At 33.0% G+C, this 18,660-nt stretch carries 16 protein-coding genes and 1 tRNA gene; 3 read left to right on the top strand and 14 right to left on the bottom strand.

The window, feature by feature from the left end:
• Nucleotides 1-27: 27 nt before the first annotated feature.
• The 9 genes from N7277_RS05675 to N7277_RS05635 form a co-directional block, all read right to left on the bottom strand.
• Nucleotides 28-585 (bottom strand): thioredoxin family protein, encoded by a 558-nt coding sequence (locus N7277_RS05675; protein WP_274780714.1) that lies wholly within the window; start codon nt 583-585, stop codon nt 28-30.
• Nucleotides 586-595: 10 nt separating this feature from the next.
• Nucleotides 596-1,657 (bottom strand): chorismate synthase, encoded by a 1,062-nt coding sequence (aroC, locus tag N7277_RS05670; RefSeq protein WP_274780713.1) that lies wholly within the window; start codon nt 1,655-1,657, stop codon nt 596-598.
• Between the two features lie 42 nt (nt 1,658-1,699).
• Entirely contained in the window at nt 1,700-3,319 is a 1,620-nt protein-coding gene (locus N7277_RS05665) for an LIC_10190 family membrane protein (protein WP_274780712.1), read from the bottom strand.
• Between the two features lie 114 nt (nt 3,320-3,433).
• Nucleotides 3,434-3,504, bottom strand: a tRNA-Cys gene (locus N7277_RS05660).
• A gap of 63 nt (nt 3,505-3,567) precedes the next feature.
• Nucleotides 3,568-3,927 carry a dihydroneopterin aldolase gene (gene folB / locus N7277_RS05655; protein ID WP_274780807.1) on the bottom strand — a complete coding sequence of 120 codons (360 nt, stop codon included), beginning with the start codon at nt 3,925-3,927 and terminating at the stop codon, nt 3,568-3,570.
• Nucleotides 3,923-4,432: a hypothetical protein gene (locus N7277_RS05650; protein WP_213196705.1), complete on the bottom strand. Its 510-nt coding sequence runs from the start codon at nt 4,430-4,432 to the stop codon at nt 3,923-3,925. Before N7277_RS05650 ends, folB begins: the two co-directional genes overlap by 5 nt.
• A gap of 7 nt (nt 4,433-4,439) precedes the next feature.
• Nucleotides 4,440-5,456, bottom strand: coding sequence for a quinolinate synthase NadA (gene nadA / locus N7277_RS05645; RefSeq protein ID WP_274780806.1), 1,017 nt, complete (start codon nt 5,454-5,456; stop codon nt 4,440-4,442).
• A gap of 25 nt (nt 5,457-5,481) precedes the next feature.
• Nucleotides 5,482-6,045 carry a guanylate kinase gene (gmk, locus tag N7277_RS05640; protein WP_274780711.1) on the bottom strand — a complete coding sequence of 188 codons (564 nt, stop codon included), beginning with the start codon at nt 6,043-6,045 and terminating at the stop codon, nt 5,482-5,484.
• A gap of 87 nt (nt 6,046-6,132) precedes the next feature.
• Nucleotides 6,133-6,990, bottom strand: a complete 858-nt coding sequence (locus tag N7277_RS05635) for a YicC/YloC family endoribonuclease (protein WP_274780710.1) — start codon at nt 6,988-6,990, stop codon at nt 6,133-6,135.
• A 188-nt stretch (nt 6,991-7,178) separates the two neighbouring features.
• On the opposite strand from N7277_RS05635, the gene lpxK reads away from it, so the two are divergent.
• The 3 genes from lpxK (at nt 7,179) to dinB (ending at nt 10,393) form a co-directional block, all read left to right on the top strand.
• The gene (lpxK, locus tag N7277_RS05630; protein ID WP_274780709.1) at nt 7,179-8,210 is read left to right on the top strand and encodes a tetraacyldisaccharide 4'-kinase; all 1,032 of its coding nucleotides are present in this window, start codon (nt 7,179-7,181) and stop codon (nt 8,208-8,210) included.
• A complete protein-coding gene (locus tag N7277_RS05625) occupies nt 8,194-9,009 on the top strand; it encodes a purine-nucleoside phosphorylase (protein ID WP_274780708.1) in 816 nt (271 codons plus the stop codon). Before lpxK ends, N7277_RS05625 begins: the two co-directional genes overlap by 17 nt.
• A 298-nt stretch (nt 9,010-9,307) precedes the next feature.
• Complete coding sequence (dinB, locus tag N7277_RS05620) at nt 9,308-10,393, top strand: DNA polymerase IV (RefSeq protein WP_274780707.1); 1,086 nt, start codon at nt 9,308-9,310, stop codon at nt 10,391-10,393.
• A gap of 3 nt (nt 10,394-10,396) precedes the next feature.
• Here dinB and N7277_RS05615 read toward each other — a convergent pair whose 3' ends face one another.
• The 5 genes from N7277_RS05615 to N7277_RS05595 form a co-directional block, all read right to left on the bottom strand.
• A complete protein-coding gene (locus N7277_RS05615) occupies nt 10,397-11,674 on the bottom strand; it encodes an alkaline phosphatase family protein (RefSeq protein ID WP_274780706.1) in 1,278 nt (425 codons plus the stop codon).
• 90 nt (nt 11,675-11,764) lie between these two features.
• Entirely contained in the window at nt 11,765-13,915 is a 2,151-nt protein-coding gene (locus N7277_RS05610; protein ID WP_274780705.1) for a TonB-dependent receptor, read from the bottom strand.
• 94 nt (nt 13,916-14,009) lie between these two features.
• A complete protein-coding gene (locus N7277_RS05605; RefSeq protein ID WP_274780704.1) occupies nt 14,010-17,744 on the bottom strand; it encodes a WD40/YVTN/BNR-like repeat-containing protein in 3,735 nt (1,244 codons plus the stop codon).
• A 16-nt stretch (nt 17,745-17,760) separates the two neighbouring features.
• On the bottom strand, nt 17,761-18,135 hold the full coding sequence (locus N7277_RS05600) for a hypothetical protein (RefSeq protein ID WP_274780703.1): 375 nt from the start codon (nt 18,133-18,135) through the stop codon (nt 17,761-17,763).
• A 134-nt stretch (nt 18,136-18,269) separates the two neighbouring features.
• Nucleotides 18,270-18,572: a DUF3467 domain-containing protein gene (locus N7277_RS05595; protein WP_274780702.1), complete on the bottom strand. Its 303-nt coding sequence runs from the start codon at nt 18,570-18,572 to the stop codon at nt 18,270-18,272.
• Nucleotides 18,573-18,660 lie beyond the last annotated feature (88 nt).

The following is an 18,660-nucleotide window of genomic DNA, read 5'->3' as shown; positions in this document are numbered from 1 at the left end:
GTGATGATATTTTTAATTAACAAATCATTAAATCAGGTCTAGAATTTCTTGAATCGCGTCTTTACCCTTATTTTTGGCGTAATACACTTGTAAATCGTTATAAAACTCTTCACGAGGATACGTTTCTGGATTCTCTTTGAATTTTTTCAACAATTCTGTTCCATATTGCGGTCTTGGTCCCCAAACATTTTTCAGAGAAAAATCTTCATTCAAGATTAGAATTTTAGGAATAGATTGTGTTCCGTTCGTTAGGAATTGGTCAATTAAAGAAGTATCAGAATCACGGTAGAAAATTCTCACATCATTATGCCCTTCAAAAAATTTAGAAACTGCAGGAACGGTTGCGCTTGCATCTCCACACCAAGGTTCTGTGATGATAAGGATTTTACCATTGAAGTTTTTAGATTTCAACGTTTCTAATTGCTCTTCATCTGCTTTATAGGTTTTTAAAGTTCTGTTCATTCTTTGAAGCCCAAGTTCATAGTATTCATTATGGTTATCTTCAGGATTTTGAACTTCAATTCTGCGTTCAGTTTCTTTAATATATTCGTCAAAAGTGACCGCGTTTTGCCAGTAATTTTTCATTTTTTAAAGTTTAAATTTTTCTAATCTGATTCATCAAAAACAAGTCCGCAAGAACAAATGCTGCCAAATTTTCCACTACGGGAACTGCTCTTGGCAAAACACAAGGGTCATGTCTTCCTTTCCCTTCTACAATAACTAAATTCCCGTCTTTATCTACACTTTCTTGAGGTCTAAGAATTGTAGCAATCGGTTTAAAGGCTACACGGAAATAAATGTCCATTCCGTTTGAGATTCCACCTTGAATACCACCAGAAAGATTAGTTTTCGTAGTAAAATCTTCATTGAACAAATCATTATGCTCTTTTCCGGTCATGGTTGCTCCACAAAATCCGCTTCCGTACTCAAATCCTTTTGCTGCATTGATATTCAGCATGGCTTTTGCCAATTCGGCCTGTAATTTTAGGAAAACAGGTTCGCCAATTCCTATAGGAAGATTTTTGATAACACAAGTAATAGTTCCGCCGATAGTGTTTCCTTCTTTTTTGATTTCCTTGATTTTAGAAATCATTTTTTCGGCAGTTTCTTCGTCTGGACAACGAACATCATTACTTTCAATTTTAGAAAAATCTAAATCCTGATATGGCTTCATGCAATAGATATCTCCCACCGAAGAAACATAAGCATGAATTTCTACATTTTCGGGTAAAATATGTTTCGCTAAAGCTCCTGCAGCAACCCAATTGATGGTTTCTCGCGCAGAAGATTTCCCGCCACCTCTGTAATCACGAATTCCGAATTTTTGATCATAGGTAAAATCTGCATGAGAAGGTCTGTAAGCAGCGGCAATATGTTCGTAATCTTTCGATTTTTGATTTTCATTATAAATCACAAACCCAATAGGAGTTCCTGTGGATTTCCCCTCAAAAGTACCTGAAAGAAATTGTACGGTATCACTTTCTTTTCTTTGGGTAACGATGGAACTTTGACCAGGTTTTCTTCGGTCAAGCTGATGCTGAATTTCGTCAAAATTAATTTCAATTCCTGCAGGGAAATTGGTGATGATTCCACCGTAAGCTATTCCGTGACTTTCACCAAAGGTAGAAAGCGTGAGAAAATTTCCTAAATTGTTCATAAAAGCAAAGTTAGTGAGATAATGTGATAATGAGGTAATGTGTTAATGCTTTTTCTCTAAAGAAGAAATTATTTTTTTCAATTTTTCCTTTTCTTCAGGCGACAGTTTCTTCCAAACGAAACCATCTTGTATGTTTTCTGAGATTTTTTGAGGAAAAATCCCTGTTTCGTAATATTTTTTAACAGAAGATGGAGAAAGTGAAGGCTGTGGTGTATCAAAACTTAAATCGTAGTTGGGAACATTAAATTCTAAATTTCCTATTTTAAAGATTTGATAAGAATTGAGTTGAAAAACCGCTGGTCTATAAAATTGCGTTTTGGTAAAACCCTGCATATAATGCCCAAGTTTGAAAGTACGGACTTGTGATTGCAAAATTTTAGGAAAACTCATCAAAAATAAAACGATGACCGCACCCAAACTGAAACTTAATAATGATATTTTTTCTTTCACAATTGAACCAGACATCACTACAAATACTACGAAAAACACATCTAGGAAAAATCTAAATTGCGCTGAAAAATATAAAATAAAAATCGTTTTCAACAGTATAGAAATCCACAATAAATAAAGCGTTTTTTGTTTTTTCAGAAAAGTAAAAATAGTGTAAATCACCATCAATAAAACAAAGGCAATATGTATATATTTTTTGTATGAATGGAGTGTAAACCAATGGTAAATGTAATCCCAAGTCGTGAATTGATGAATCTCTGAAATTGTAAACTTCAAATCGTAGGTTTTCAAAATCGCTACTTCTGAAGATTGTTTTAAAATCTCTGCATTTGGCGACCAAGAAACTCCTGAATCGAACATCTGAACCGGGAAAAAAGGATACCCAAAAACCCAAACATTTTTAAAAATATAAATTCCCAAAACAACAAGTCCTAATCTTAGAAATTTTAAATGACCTCTTTTGAAAAAATATAAAAAAACAAAAATAGGTAACCACACCATTGTAGGTTTTATGCTGAAAACAAAAGCCGAAAACGCAAAAAGTAGTTTAGCATTTTGATTTCCCTTGAGAATTTCATTTAAAATAATAAGCGAAAGCACTATTGCGGGTAAATCTGGACTAGGAGATTGAAGAAAAAGCAGGAAAATAGGTAAAACAAAAAGTAAACTCCATGCCTTTTTTTCAAAAATATAGAGCAGATAAATCACCAGAAAAACGACATTTATTCTATAAAAAACATCAAAAAAATTAGAAAAACCAGCCTGAAATATGTGCCAAACCGACATTTGGGCATAGATTAAACTAAAATTAGCCAAACCTTTGGTTAAACCAAATTCGTGGAGCCAATTTACAGTGGGAACATAATAACCAAAATGGTCTAAAATAAAAGGATAATAACTCCCTGCCAATGTGATAATTATGATAAGTAATGATATTTTTAAAATTTCATTTTTAGTAAATGAAGTAAAATTTTGGTAGCTTTTAAAATAAAAAAAAGCCAAAATTCCTATTCCTAAACTTATACTTTCTACCCAAATATTCAGCGGAATAAAAAACGCAAGAACTTGCCAAATCATTGCCAAGAAAAATATTCCTAAAAAAAACTGAGCAGAAAGTCCTGACCAGATTTTCCCGAAAAGTCTTTGAAAAATCTCGCCAAAACCTGCTAAAACAGGAATAATAATGATAATGGAAAGTAAAATTATAAACATTAAAGTAAAGATAATACTTTTTAAGAGCCAAGGAAAAAGTAAAAAGAAAAAAGTATAGAATCTTAGAATAATTTCATAAAAAAAATCCTGAAATTATAAAATTTCAGGATTTTGAGGTACCTAGCGGATTCGAACCGCTGTAGATGGTGTTGCAGACCACTGCCTAGCCGCTCGGCCAAAGTACCATGTGTTTCGGAGTGCAAATATAGGGATTTTTCAGATTTTTAAAAATTTTAGAAATAGATTTTTTAAAAATTTTCTTCAAATTCTACACTTACGCCTTTCATCTCGCCTTTCATTGGCGGTTTGATTTTGGTAATTTTTACTTTAACCTTTTGAACTTGAGCAAATTCGGATTTTATTTTTTTGATAATTCTTCCAGCTACATGTTCTAATAATTGTGAAGGAATTTTCATCTCTGCATGAATAATATCGTTAATCAAAGCATAATTAATGGTATCATTCAAGTCATCTGTCTCAGCAGCTTTGGTGATATCTGCTACAATCTCTGCATTGACAATGTAATATGTTCCCAGAATTTTCTCTTCTGGCAAAACACCGTGATATGCGTAGATTTTAATATCTTCTAAAAGGATTTTAGAACTAATCAATTTTTGTTGGCAATTCATTTATTAATTTAATAGAGGGGCTTAAATTAGGGAGAACTTTTTTTATTTTATCAACATTTTCTTGAGTTACACCTATAAATTTCCATATTCTTCCACCATCATTTGATATAGCAATGATAGAATTCCTTGATAAAAACTTTCCATTTTTTGTTTTTACAACCATATTTTGTACAACAGCAGTTTGCAATTCTCCTTTATATTTTAATATTGGTGAAAAATCGGTATAGTAAAACCTATCAAAGAAAAATCCTGCTTTCTTATATTCTTCTAGAGACTTTAATGAATTTTTAATAAAATTCTCCTTTCCTCCATATAATTTAATTACATTTTGATGTAAATAATTAACTGAATTTTTAAAATCACTTTTTTGATTAAAACTTCCAAATTCATGTATCTGAATTTCTAAATTTTTCTCGATTTGAGATTTCTGTCCAAATAAACTATTCAATAAAAATAGAGAAAGAAATATTAATATTTGTTTCATTTTCAAATTACTTTATCGTTTTACTCAACTCAAGCATGGCTTCGATGGGTTTCAAAGCTTTTAAGCGAAGTTCTTCGTCCATAGTAATCTCTGGCAATTCATATTTCATGCATAAATACAACTTTTCTAGTGTATTTCTCTTCATGAAGAAACATTCTGAACAGTTGCAACTTTCGTCAAAAACCAAAGCTGGAATCAATTCTTTATGAGGAGCGCGCTTTTTCATTTCGTGAAGAATTCCTTCTTCTGTAGCGATGATAAATTTCTGACAATCATCTTTTTCTACATAATTTAGCAAAGCTGAAGTAGAACCAACAAAATGCGCCAACTCTAACACTGGAGTTTCTGATTCTGGGTGTGCAATCAATTTAGCATCAGGATTTTCTGCCAATTGTTTCGCAATTCTTTCCATAGAAAATGCTTCGTGAACGATGCAGCTTCCGTCCCACAAAATCATGTCTCTTCCTGTTTTTTTCATCAAATATCTTCCCAAGTTTTTATCTGGCGCAAAGATAATCGGTTTGTCTTTTGGCAATGCATTGATAATGGTTTCTGCATTTGAACTGGTAACAATAATATCAGATTCTGCCTTGGTTTCTGCATTACAATTGATATAAGTAGCCACCAAAGCTCCAGGATGCTGTTCACGCATTTTTCTAAGACCTTCTCCACTGCAACCATCCGCAAGTGAACAACCTGCCAAAGTATCTGGAAGAACTACTTTTTTAGTAGGATTAAGGATTTTTGCCGCTTCAGCCATAAAATGCACCCCACAAAAAGCAATCATATCAGCATCTGTATCTTTTGCAGCTCTTGCTAATTGTAAGGAATCTCCTAAGTAATCTGCAATATCTTGAATCTCACCCGGCTGATAATAATGCGCTAAAATCACGGCATTTTTTTCTTTTTTGAGCTTTAAAATCGCATCAATTAAATCTTGACCTTGCGGAATTTGAATATCTTTTAGGTCCAAAAATCCTTTCACAGGAAGGTTATTTTTTGCTATATCTAATGCTTGTTCCATTTGGTAATCGTATTTGGTGTTGGTTTTATTCTTCAATAAAATTTCTTACAATTCGCTCAATTTCTTTCTGAGCGGTTTCTAAATCATCATTAATGATAATTTGGTCAAATTCTTCAGCATACGTCATTTCTTCTTTGGCTTTTGCTACTCTGGTTTTGATGGTTTCCAAATCATCTGTAGCTCTAGATATCAATCTTCGTTCCAATTCGTCTATAGAAGGCGGTGCAATAAAAATAGAAAGGGCATTTTCACCAAAATTTTTCTTCAGGTTTACGCCACCTTTTACATCTACATCGAAGATGACCACTTTTCCTTCTTGCCAAATCCTTTCTACTTCAGATTTTAGAGTTCCGTAGAATTTATCCTGATAAACTTCTTCGTATTCTACAAAAGCATTTTCTGCAATCAGTTTTTTAAATTCTTCTACTGAAAGAAAAAAATAGTCTTTCCCGTGAATTTCTTCACCTCTCAATGCTCTGGTTGTAGCTGAAATGGAAAATTGAAGTTCAGGAAAAACACCTAAACAATATTTTACCAAAGTGGTTTTACCACTTCCTGAAGGTGCTGAAAATATAATTACTTTGTTCATTTTTAATAGTTATGAGTGATGAATTATGAATGATGAGTTATTTAGAGACTAAAAAACAACTTATAACTCATGACTTATAACTCATCATTACAATACGTTTAACGTTTGTTCTTTAATTTTTTCTAAATCGTCTTTCATCATCACTACCAGTTTTTGGATTTCGTGGTGATTGGCTTTAGAACCTAATGTATTGATTTCTCTGCCGATTTCTTGAGAAATAAACCCTAGTTTTTTTCCGTTGAAGTTTTCGCTTTGCATCACTTCTAAATAATATTTTAGATGCTGAGTTAAACGTACTTTTTCTTCAGAAATGTCTAATTTTTCAGTGTAATAAGCCAGTTCTTGATAGAATCTGGTCTCATCTACGTTTTCAAATTCTTTCAAAGTATTCTGATAACGTTCTTTTACCGCTACCATTCTTTCGTCTTCGTAAGGAATGACTTTGAGAAGATTTTCTTCAATATTTTTAAGATTTTTAGCCAGTTCTTCGTGTAAAATTGCACCTTCCGTCTTTCTGAAATCTACAAATTTTGCTAAAGCTTCTTTAATCAAATTTTCCAAAGATTTCCACTCTTCTTCATTTAATTCTGCTGGTTTCCCGTTAATTGCTTCAGGCATTCTGATAGCCATTTTCAGGTATTCGAACTCTTCTGCATTGGGAGAAATCTCACGCAGCTGATTCATGTATGCTTTTACAATGTCTTGATTGATTTTTACATCATTGCAATCATCGATGGTTTCGCAATTGATATAGCAGTCTACTTTTCCTCTGAGAATGGTATCATTTAACAATTTTCTTACTTCGAATTCTTTTTCTTTGTAACGAAGTGGAATTCTCAGATTTAAGTCAAATGATTTACTGTTAAGCGATTTAAGTTCGATGCTAATTTTTTTTCCTTCAAAAATACCTTCGGCTCTTCCGAAGCCTGTCATTGATAAAATCATAATGTATATATGTAAGCACAAAGATAAGAAAAGATGATGAAAGTTAATTTTTTCTAAATACTTAAAGCAGTCTAGACTTCTCAATGTTAATAAGTCGATGAATTAGACAAAAAAAATCTTTAAAAATTTCGTAAATTTGCCCCCTGATTAAATGGCGAATTTCAATCGTCAGAAAGAAAATTTATTGCATGAAAAGATGGTATCTCTACCCATTTTCCTTGGTTTATCATTTTGTTACTGCCCTTAGAAACAGAATGTACGATTGGGGAATTTTTTCTTCTACGAAATTTAAAACTCCTATGATTGGCGTAGGAAATCTATCTGTAGGTGGCAGTGGAAAATCACCTATGGTAATGTATTTGGCAGATTATCTTGCAAAAAATTTTAGAACAGGCGTTCTATCTCGTGGTTACGGAAGAAAAACCAAAGGTTATGGTATTGTAAATTACGACAGTAATTTTAAAATGGTGGGAGACGAGGCTATGCAACTCTTCGAAAGATTTAAAAATAGATTTGCCATCGGAGTTTGTGAAGACCGTGTTTTTGGGGCAAAAAAAATCATCGAAGATATGGATCTAGATGTTCTTTTGCTAGATGATAGCTACCAACACCGTAGAATAAAACCAGGTTTTAATATTCTGTTGACAGATTATAATGACCCATATTTCAAAGATTTTGTTTTGCCTGCTGGCAATCTTAGAGAATCAAGACGTGGAGCAAAACGTGCTAACATTATTGTAGTGACCAAGTGTCCAGAAAATATCACCGAAGAAAAAAAACAATTCTATATTTCTAGAATTAAACCCAGATATTATCAAAAAGTGTTCTTCTCAACCATCAATTATGATGAAGAAATTTTTTGTTTTGACCCAAAATTGAAACTTCCAGATAACAACATGAGTTATTATGACATTCTCCTGATTACAGGAATTGCCAACCCAAAAACCTTTGTGGAAGAAGTAAAAAGATACAGCTCAAATGTAAAACACTTACGATTCAAGGATCATCACAGTTTCAGTACAGAAGATATTTCTCTCATCAAAAAAGAATACGAAAAACTTGGAGAATATAGACTGATTCTGACTACAGAAAAAGATTATGTTCGCTTAAAAGGTTTCGATTATTTAAGAGAAAAATTATACTATTGGCCGATTAATGTAGAAATAGACCGCGCAGAAGAATTTAATCAAATCATTCAAGATTATGTTAGAAAAAATTAAACAAACCGCCGAATTCATCCAAAATATTATTCAAGAAACTCCTGATTTTGCGATCGTTTTGGGTTCTGGTTTAGGCAAATTACAAAAAGAAGTAGAGGCTATTCACACTTTAGAATATCACGAAATTCCTAATTTCCCACAAACTACAGTGGTAGGTCATGGTGGAAAATTGATTTACGGAATTTTAGAAGGCAAAAAAGTATTGATGATGAGTGGTAGATTTCACTACTACGAAGGTCATTCTATGGAAACAGTAACTTTTCCTTTCAGAGTTTTTAAATTGTTGGGAATTCAGAATTTAATCGTATCTAATGCTTCTGGCGGGGTAAATCCTAATTTTAGAGTAGCAGATATTATGATTATCGAAGACCATATCAATATGATGCCTGAACATCCGCTTCGTGGTAAAAATATTGATGAACTGGGACCAAGATTCGTAGATATGAGTGAGCCTTACAACCGAAAAATGATTGCAGTAGCAGAAGAAACAGCACAAAACTTAGGTATTAAAGTGCACAAAGGTTGTTACCTTGCGCTTCAAGGCCCTACTTTCGAAACACCTGCAGAATACGGAATGGTAAGAGCAATTGGAGGAGATGCAGTAGGTATGAGTACCGTTCCAGAAGTGATTGTAGCGAAACACATGGGAATGGATTGTTTCGGTATTTCTATCATCACGGATGTTGGCGGACCAGAAATCGCTTTCACCGTTTCTCACGAAGAAGTTTTACAAGCGGCTAATAAAGCAATGCCAAATGTGATTAAAATTGTAAAAGGCTTGGTGAAAAATTATCAATAACCGTTTTCAATTCAAAATATTCAAACGCTTCAAAATATTGAAGCGTTTTTTTATGAAAATTCTATAACGTAAAAATAAAATTCTGTAAAAACACTGAGCTCAGCTCATCTTAATTTTGTTTCATAGTAAAAATGAAAAAAATGAATACATTTAGATTAGTTGCCTTTAAAGTAGCCTATTTCCTTCTCAGGAGGAAAGATAACTATACCTAATCTAAATATTTTTCATAGGAAGCACCTCGATTTTCGAGGTGTTTTTTTTTGTTCATTCTAAAAATCCCAATTCCTTATCTTTGTGTATGCAAATCCCGCAGAGAAAAATCATACATGTAGATATGGATGCGTTTTACGCTTCTGTGGAACAGCACGACCAGCCTGAACTCAAAGGAAAACCCATTGCAGTAGGCGGTGAACACAGAGGTGTAGTAGCTGCTGCAAGTTACGAAGCCCGAAAATTTGGCGTTCGTTCTGCCATGTCGAGCAAAATTGCCAAAGAAAAATGTCCGCATCTTATTTTTGTAAAGCCAAGATTTCATCGTTACAAAGAAATTTCACAGAAAATCAGAGAGATTTTTCATGAATATACCGATTTGGTAGAGCCGCTTTCTCTAGACGAAGCCTATCTAGACGTTACCGAAAACAAGAAAAATATAGAGTCTGCCAATGAGATTGCAAGAAAAATTCGTCAAAAAATTTTTGATGAAACAGGGCTCACTGCTTCTGCGGGAATTTCGGTGAATAAATTTTTGGCCAAAGTAGCTTCGGATATCAATAAACCCAACGGACAAAAAACCATTCATCCTACTCAGATTTTAGACTTTTTAGAAGAACTTCCGATTGAAAAATTCTACGGAATAGGAAAAGTTACCGCTAATAAAATGTACAGTTTACAGATTTTCAAAGGCAAAGATCTGAAGGCAAAATCTCTGGAAGAACTAGCAAGACTTTTCGGAAAATCTGGAATTTACTACTATAATGTGGTTCGTGGAATTCATCACGGAGAAGTAAAACCTCACCGAATTCAAAAAAGTGTAGGTGTAGAACATACTTTTTGGGATGATATCAACGAAGATGAAGAACTCCAGCAAAAACTCAAATCGCTAAGCGAAGAATTAGAATCTAGGCTTTCTAAAAGGGAAATTAAGGGTAAAACATTGACTTTAAAAATAAAATACAAGGATTTTTCTCAATACACCCGAAGCAAAACACAAGAAGTTTACTATGAAAACGCTGAAGATTTCTACGAAACTGCTCAGAAACTTTGGGAACTAAGACCTTATAATAAAGCTATTCGTTTGTTAGGCTTATCGCTTTCTAACCTCAACACAGAAGAGAAAAAACAAATTTCTGTACAGCTCAAAATTCCTTTTGAAGAATTTGAATAAAATCTATTTCAAGGCTTTTTTAACCTCTGAAAGTTTCCCGTCAATAGGTTCTGAAATTTTTAACCCAAGAATTTCTGCAACCAAAGGATAGACACTCACATTCTGGAATTCATCAATTACTTCATGACTTCTGAAAACATTTCCCCAGGCATAAAAAGCAGCTTTCATTTCTGGTGTTTTTCTAGGATTGTAACCATGTTTTCCTGAAGAAGTGGTTTTTCCTTTTTCTAAAAATATTTTGGGTGCATTTGGCACTAATAAAATTTGACCGATGCGGTTATACTTATCATCTTTCGTTCCATAATGCAATTCTTTCGGGAATTTTTTGGTCAAAAACACTTGATAATCTTCTGTTTTTGAGTTTTTCAATTCACGATATGCTAATTTTACCTCATCTGGATTTTTAACAACCACTCTGAGTAAAGTTTGAGAATTATAAATATCAAATTTTTCTTTATTCAGAAGTATTTCTGGAATAGAAAGCGGATTTTCTTTATCAACTTTAATCATTCCGTGGTCTGAAACGAAGATGAAATTTACGTTTTTCAAACCCAATTCATTCACTTTATTTACCAAATTTCCGATGGTGTTGTCTACCAATTGTACAGATTTTTCGGCTTCTGGAGACTCTGGTCCAAATCGATGACCGGCTCCATCTACCTCGGGAAAATACAGTGAAATAAAATGCGGACGAACATTTTCTGGTAATTTTAACCAATTTACTACTTTATTAATTTTTTCTTCTGGTGAAAATTTTTCGTGGTAGTGATAATAGTAAGTGGGTCTGGTTTTGCCAGCATCACTTGCAGAGCCTACCCACTGTAGAGAAGCGGTAACCATCCCTTGTTGCTCTGCCAAACTCCAAAGCGGAATTCCGCCGTACCAAAAACCATCTTCTGCATTTTCTTTTTTATTCATCGCATAAGCTTCTTTTCTGGTGTAATCATAGAAAAAATTATCTACCAAACCATGATGAGAAGGATATAAACCTGTAATAATAGACCAATGATTCGGGAAAGTGATGCTTGGGTAACTTGGCAACATAGCTTTTGCTTTTACGCCTTCATTTGAAAATTTTTGGAGATTTTGAGCATTATATTTTTCGGTGTAATCAAATCTGTAACCGTCTGCAGAAATAAAAATAAGATATGGTTTTTCTACTGCTTCTGCAGAATTGAATCTATTAGGAGTAATAACTTGTGCAGTGTCTACTGCAAGGTTGTGTTGAGCAAAAAAGAGAGAAAACAGAAAAATAGCGAAACCCGAAAATATTTTTTTCATTACAGATGATTTTCTACAAAAATAATCACATTTGTTGAATAAAAATTGAACTAATAATTAAAAAACCACTTTTAGAAGTGGTTTTTTAATTTATAAATGATATTTTATATTTAACCCGAAAAAGAAGTAAGCTTTTTTAGGCCCAGGATTTACATCTGCATAGTTAAGCAAACTAGTTGCTTTGTTATCATTCGTATTATTTCCTACAAATAAAAAAGTATAGTTTTTTTGATTCGTAAGATTATTTCCGATGGCAAAAACATCTACATCATATTTCCCGAATGTCTTTTTATATCCTAATTTCATGTTCAGTAATGAATAATCCTTAACCAAATTTTCGTTTGCAAAATCCGAATAAACTTTGCCTAAATAATTGAAAGTATTATTCAAATAAATTCCATATTTAGTATTGAAATCAATTCCGATAGCATATTTATCATCTGGAATTCCTACTACTTTTTTACCCGAAAAATCGGTTCCGCTATTTACAAAATCAGTGTATTTAAAATTATAGTGTGAATAATTAATAAAAGGGGTGATTTTAGAAATAAAAGCATTTTCATTGGTATAATTGTATCCTAAACTGAGCTCTAAACCTTTGTTTTTTTGATTCCCAGTATTAGCCCAATAACTGTACACATTATTGCCAGAATCTGTTCCGTTTAACTGTGTGAGTTTATTATTTACATTGATATTAAACAATGAAATTTGATAATCAAATTTGGTTTTCATCAATAAACCATGCACACTGAAATCCCACATTTTCGCTTTTTCTGCTTCTAAATCATCATTTACGGTGTTAATGGTTCCGCCAGAAACAAAAGAAGTAGAAGCTGTAGGTGCATTATAACCTTCGCTGTAACTCAAATTAAAAATCTGATTCTTCCATTTTTTTTGAACCGCTAAATGAGGAGTTGCCACAGCTTTATAATCTTTACTGAAAGATAAATCTTTATTATAGCCAGGAATTAAACCGCCAAAAGCCAAAAGATCTTCTCTGTCATAATTTATTCTGTTCAAACTTACTCCCGCCAAAATGGTAATATCCCACGGTTTGTAAGTGAGTCTTTCGATTGCGAAATAATTGCTTTGGTTATTGTTATACTTAAAATAAGAACCTTTAGAAATAGGTGACATTTCTAGCGGATTATTGAGATTGGTTCCTGTAAAACGATAATTAGAAATCTGTGAGCGAGAATTTTGAACTTCTGCTCCAAAATCTAATTGATTGATAAAACTACCCCACTGATGATTGTGTTGGAATACTGTTCTGAAGCCTACATTGGGACTGCTAGAAACCTCGAAAGCTTTGTCTGCAATTCGGTCTTGATTGATTGAAGAATAGAAAACAGTTGTAGAATTTTTGAAGTGCTTAGAAATTTCCCAAATGTGACCTAATCCCACTCTTGTAGAGTGAATTTTACTGCCAGAACCTTTGATAATGTACGAAGGATTTCCGTCATCAATTCCTGCATAGTAATCGTTATAGGAAATTTGTCCTGACACTTTTTCGTGGGAATAACCTTGACTTGCAAATAAGGTTATGCGCTGTTTCGGGTTTAGCTTATATTCCCCATTGATATTGACGAAATTTTTCAAGCCATTTCCACTTGGTCTGTAACCGTCAGTTTCTATGTGACCGTAATTTACATTCAAAGAATAATTAACATCAGACGTATTAAGCTGTGTTATCGACTGAAAATATTTATGAGAACCCAACATGGTATTTTGAGCAATAGAAGTTCCTTTCGTGTATTGAGTTCGGGAATAAAATCTTACGGTTCCACCAATTCCTCCTCCATAAAAGGTAGAAGCAGGGCCTTTTATCACTTCAATATTATTGACATAAGAGAAATCTACATCATCTAATAGGGTAATTCCTTCTGCATTGGTTAATGGCATATTGTTCCAATAGACCTTTACGCCCCAATTATTAAATTTTTGGTCATTTCCGAATCCTCTGATGACAATTCTCTGCCCACCGATGTTTGTTCTTTTATCTACTTGAACTCCCGAAATGGTAGAGAGGGATTGTTCTATAAGGGCAGAATTATTTCTATTAAGATCTTCATCTGAAAGAATTTCTGTGGCTTGAGCGTTTTTAGAGAATTCATTTCGCTCTTGATTTACTTTTTTTCTTGCTTTTAAAGTAATTTGTTCAATATTTTTATCTGCTTTTTGCTCTTGTGCCAGGGATAAATTTGACGCAATTAGAGCCATGCACCATAATGTCTTTTTCATAAAAAACTGCTTCTGTATATAAATTAATGATTTCTAAATTAAAAAAGAGAGTATATTTCAACTCTCTTTTTTGTTATCAAAAATATGATAAAACCTAATCTTTAACAAGTTTTAATGCTTTTTTGAAAGACTCTCCGTTTACTAAAACTAGGTATAATCCTTTTGTGAGTTTAGTTACATCTAAATCTACTTTTTGTCCTGAGACTTTTTTAACCGAAGTAATTAGTTTACCTGCTGCGTCATAAAGATATATATCTACATATCCTTTATTATTACTTGGCAAAATAACTGTGGTTTTTTCCTTAGCTGGATTAGGCACTAAAAATATTTCTCTATTTTTCGCAACATCTACTGTAGATAAGCTAGAACTTGGTCTTAATGATTTTATGAACCAACCTTGTCTTGTTTCAAGCTCGTCTGTTTGAAGTCTTAAACGAATTACTACTTCGTCTCCTGTATTAAAAGTACTGGTTAAATTAAGTTCGTTATTTCTAAATAAACTTTCTGTAACAATAGACGCTTGAAGCCACTCTGTATAATTACCTTCATCATAGAATCCTAATGTTGTCCAATTTACTAAATCTTTAGAAGCCTCTACATATGCATAATCATAATCTTTTTCGGTAAGAGCCATATGAGACAATATCATATTAGAATTTGCCCCAATCACAACTGGAGTTCTAAGATAGGTGCTATAAGTTGTTTTATCTGCATAAGGATGCCCTACGTTATTTAGTACATTGTAAGTGAACTTATTGCCAGCATTATCTACTACAAATTTTCCATTCCCGATATAAACATCTGATGTTGAAAAGGTTGATATATTAATATTATCTGCACCTGAATTATAATTGACAATTTCTACGTTAGCATTAGATAAAATAGTTTCTTTGTCTACTCCTGCTTGTTGATAAATTCCTTTAACTGATATTTTATGAATTCCTTCAGACAAATTTGAAGCAGATGTATAGCTGTAATCTGTATTTGCTAAAGTAGAAGTAATGGTATTCACTAATACATCATCTTGGTAAATTTTCAGTGAAGTAATTGCATTACTTGTATAATTAAATACCGCATTAATTTTATTATTATGAATACCAGCTTGTCTTGCAAATTTAATATTCGGTTGACTTACATAAATTGGAAGGGTATAGGTATTAAGTTCAGGAATTTCTGCAGTCCAAACCCCTCTACCATGTGTAGCAAGCACAACTTGATTATCCACAATTTTCATATTCCAAACAGAAACTGGCGGGAAATTAGTCACCAAGTACCAATTATTTCCTCCATCTACAGTCTCAAAAACACCAATATCTGTACCTGCCCATAATACATTTGTATCAAAAGGCATTTCTAATAAACTGTGTACTGATACATTCGGGAATCCTTTAGTAGAAATAGCATTGGTCCCATCAAAACCTGAAACGTCCGCCCAAGTTGCTCCAAAATCTGTTGTTTTAATCACTTTTGGTTGATTAGTTGCACTTATTAAAACATAAGCTGTAGCCTCATTTACATGAGAAGTAGCAATACTTGAAATGTAATAATTTCCAGTTGTCGGGAATGATGTGTTAATGGTTTTATTAAAAGTAAGACCATTATCTTTTGACAAATTAATTTTATATGTCGTGCCAGTTCCTCCAGACACCGCAGCACCAGCCCATACTACATTAGGATTTGCTGTAGAGACTTTTACTGTAGCATAAGAAGCATTTCCTAGCCACGTCCCGTTATCAGTATTATTAAAAGTACTTAAAGACCAACTTTCTCCAAAATCAGGACTTCTCCAAACTCCGTTAGAAGAAACAGTAAATACTACATCTGGGTTATTATTTGCATTTGCTAATTTAGAGTAGAAAGGTGAATTTGCCGAACCATAATCTGCATTTCTAGCACTGTATTGCCATCCATTAATACCTGTTCTAGAAACAATAAAATTATTGTATTGTGAACCGAATAACAGTTTGTTTGGGTCTTTATAATTCCATAAAACTTCAAAACCATCTCCACCATATAGCATTTTGTAAGATGAATTAGCCGAAGACGGACTACTTATAGTTGCTGAAGAACCATTATCTTGCGCACCTGCAATGTAGGAGTCTTCTCCTTTCTTTTTATCCGCACCGTAGAACTGTGTAGTATTAAGACTTGTTACCGGGCCTACCCAATCTCCTTCTGTTTCTCCTGGGTTTGTTTTATAAGCAGTATAATATACTCCACCATCATTAGTTAATATCATTCTGAACTGAGAAGTATTATTAGGATTAACCTGACATACCAAACTATGCTGATCTGGGTGTACATGGTCATTCAATTTTGCAGTATTATAACCACTTGCAATTTGTAAAACAGAATATGTATTATTGGTGGTATTAATATTTAACTTAGCTAGATAGATGCCTCCTACATAAACTATATTTTTATCAAAAGGATTGGTAGTTACCATATTATCATACCAACCTTGGCTTCCTAAAATCTCTTTGCTATCACTGGTAGTATAAGTAAGCTCTTTAAAAGTAACCCCAGCATCATCAGAAATATAAAATGCAACTGTACTACCCGCCTCACAGCTTAAAAAAATTCTATTGTTATCTGTAGGTGCTACACTTAACTCTATTCTTTTGATCGTATTTGCTTTGCTTGGTGCATCAAATACTCTTGTCCAAGTATTGCCCCCATCTGTAGATTTCAAAACACCATATGTATTAACAGAAGCATAAATAACCGAAAAATCACTTGTAGAAACAATATCTTGTGCATTACTATAAGAAGTGTTTACGGGTACACCTTGAGCATTTAAAGTAGTAACGATACCTTGAGTAAAAGTTCTAACCCAAGAAGCTCCTCCATCTGTAGATACATAAATACCACTAGATGTACCAATAATGACATTATTAGCATTAGTAGGGTTTACAAGGATTCTACCTACACTACCATAGCTATTGGTATTGGCTAGATGAGACCAGGTTTCGCCAGCGTCTGTAGACTTAACCAGCCCCACACCTGTTAAAGCATCTAAATTATTAAATGGCTCCCCAGAACCTGCATAGATAATGTTAGCATTAGATTTAGATATACCTATGGTAGAAGTTGCTAAACTTGGCACTGTATAATCTGTAGTATTTCTCCAGCTGGTTCCAGCATTTTCTGTAATCCAAACTCCACCACCTGCTGTACCCACATACCATTTATCAGGATTAGAAGGAGATACTTTTAGAATTCTATCTCTACCTGGTATATTATTAGGGCCTCTTTCTTTCCAAACTACATTGTTCAAAGAATAAGTACTCGCTGATCTGAAATTCGCTCTTCTTGCTTTAGAAAGAATATCACTTTTTTGTGCTTTTTGGTATTCTTTCATTAAATACCCCTCTTCATAAAGCATCTTATCTGTACCGATAGGCATTGTGATTTTCCTTCTGTACTCTGCCATCTCTTCTATCCCCTTTTTTTCATCTCCGAAGATAGCTATTCTTTCTGCTTTAGTTTTTCTGTGGCTCATGGCTAACTCACCATCTTTGGCCATAGATTTTAATAGATCACTTCTTAATTTATTTTGATTTTCGTCATCACCAAAATTTTGAAAAACCCTAGAATACAAGTCTTGATTATTATTAGTATCAGCTATTTTTTTAGTAGCTAAAAGATCTACATTATTTGATTCTTTTTCCGAGTTTTTTAAAACTTGCTTTTCATTTATGCTTTTTGAAAATACTGAAAATTTTTCTTTTCCGTAGCTGCTTTTCGTTTCATTAAAATGCTGACATGCATTAAGAACCATAAAAGAGCCTACTGTAAAGAAGATTCTCCTTAAATAAAGTTTTCTCATTATTTTTTTTTATTAGTTACAATTTTATAGTGATTTCATTGTTATTTATGTTTTTGTCTACTACTGTAGTACTTCCTTGTTCTACTTCTTTATAGACTATAATACCTAAAGTATCTGTGTTTTTCCAATATATATCTTCAGCAGCAATACCTTCTTGTGGTATTACTATAGTTTTATCTTTAGTTTTCACTACAAAAAAGGTTATCCAATGAGCTGGTGAGTTCTTTTGTTGATCTATTTTGTAGAAAAGTATATAATTTTTATCTGGACTTTCTTTCTTCAAAAATGAGGCTTCCATATTAGTTTTATAATCTGAATTAGAATCTGCAATATTTTTTGGGGAGGATTTACAAGAAATAATGAGTATAAAAAAAACAATAAAAGATCTCATTTTAAAATTTTAAATTGAAAACGAATATACAAAAATTATTAAAACATCTTCAACACAATCAATAAATAACCTTCAAAAACAAAAAAAAACCCGACAATAATTGTCGGGAATACATATATATTTAAAATAATATTCTATGCTTGAGCGTTACCAGCACCTACTACGAAAGGTTCAACTTCTTTGATTTCTCCGAATTGAGCTTCATAGTTTTGGATATTTTGTTGAAGAGCAGCTAAAACTCTTTTTGCATGAAGAGGAGCAAGGATTATTCTGCTTCTTACTTGAGCCTGCTGAACTCCTGGCATTAATTGAATAAAATCTAATACAAACTCAGATGGAGAGTGGTTTACTAAAGCAAGATTGCAATAAGCACCAGCTGCTACCATTTCGTTTAATTGAATATTAATGTTTTGATCTTGGTTTTGGTTGTTATCCATTTGTATAAGTTTTAATAAGTTAATATTTTACATTAAAAAAAAGAAGGTTTAAAGAACAGTAGAACTGTCTTTAAACCTTACATTCATA

The organism is Cloacibacterium sp. TD35 (genome assembly GCF_028864635.1).
Lineage (GTDB): Bacteria > Bacteroidota > Bacteroidia > Flavobacteriales > Weeksellaceae > Cloacibacterium.
This window is presented reverse-complemented; position numbering and strand designations above follow the sequence as displayed.

Coding starts and splice junctions, on each gene's coding strand:
- lpxK (WP_274780709.1), top strand. CDS start 7,179: ATGAAAAGATGGTATCTCTACCCATTTTCCTTGGTTTATCATTTTGTT.
- N7277_RS05595 (WP_274780702.1), bottom strand. CDS start 18,572: ATGGATAACAACCAAAACCAAGATCAAAACATTAATATTCAATTAAAC.
- N7277_RS05605 (WP_274780704.1), bottom strand. CDS start 17,744: ATGAGAAAACTTTATTTAAGGAGAATCTTCTTTACAGTAGGCTCTTTT.
- N7277_RS05675 (WP_274780714.1), bottom strand. CDS start 585: ATGAAAAATTACTGGCAAAACGCGGTCACTTTTGACGAATATATTAAA.
- aroC (WP_274780713.1), bottom strand. CDS start 1,657: ATGAACAATTTAGGAAATTTTCTCACGCTTTCTACCTTTGGTGAAAGT.
- dinB (WP_274780707.1), top strand. CDS start 9,308: ATGCAAATCCCGCAGAGAAAAATCATACATGTAGATATGGATGCGTTT.
- gmk (WP_274780711.1), bottom strand. CDS start 6,045: ATGAACAAAGTAATTATATTTTCAGCACCTTCAGGAAGTGGTAAAACC.
- N7277_RS05610 (WP_274780705.1), bottom strand. CDS start 13,915: ATGAAAAAGACATTATGGTGCATGGCTCTAATTGCGTCAAATTTATCC.
- N7277_RS05635 (WP_274780710.1), bottom strand. CDS start 6,990: ATGATTTTATCAATGACAGGCTTCGGAAGAGCCGAAGGTATTTTTGAA.
- nadA (WP_274780806.1), bottom strand. CDS start 5,456: ATGGAACAAGCATTAGATATAGCAAAAAATAACCTTCCTGTGAAAGGA.
- N7277_RS05600 (WP_274780703.1), bottom strand. CDS start 18,135: ATGAGATCTTTTATTGTTTTTTTTATACTCATTATTTCTTGTAAATCC.
- N7277_RS05625 (WP_274780708.1), top strand. CDS start 8,194: ATGTTAGAAAAAATTAAACAAACCGCCGAATTCATCCAAAATATTATT.
- N7277_RS05650 (WP_213196705.1), bottom strand. CDS start 4,432: ATGAAACAAATATTAATATTTCTTTCTCTATTTTTATTGAATAGTTTA.
- N7277_RS05615 (WP_274780706.1), bottom strand. CDS start 11,674: ATGAAAAAAATATTTTCGGGTTTCGCTATTTTTCTGTTTTCTCTCTTT.
- N7277_RS05665 (WP_274780712.1), bottom strand. CDS start 3,319: ATGTTTATAATTTTACTTTCCATTATCATTATTATTCCTGTTTTAGCA.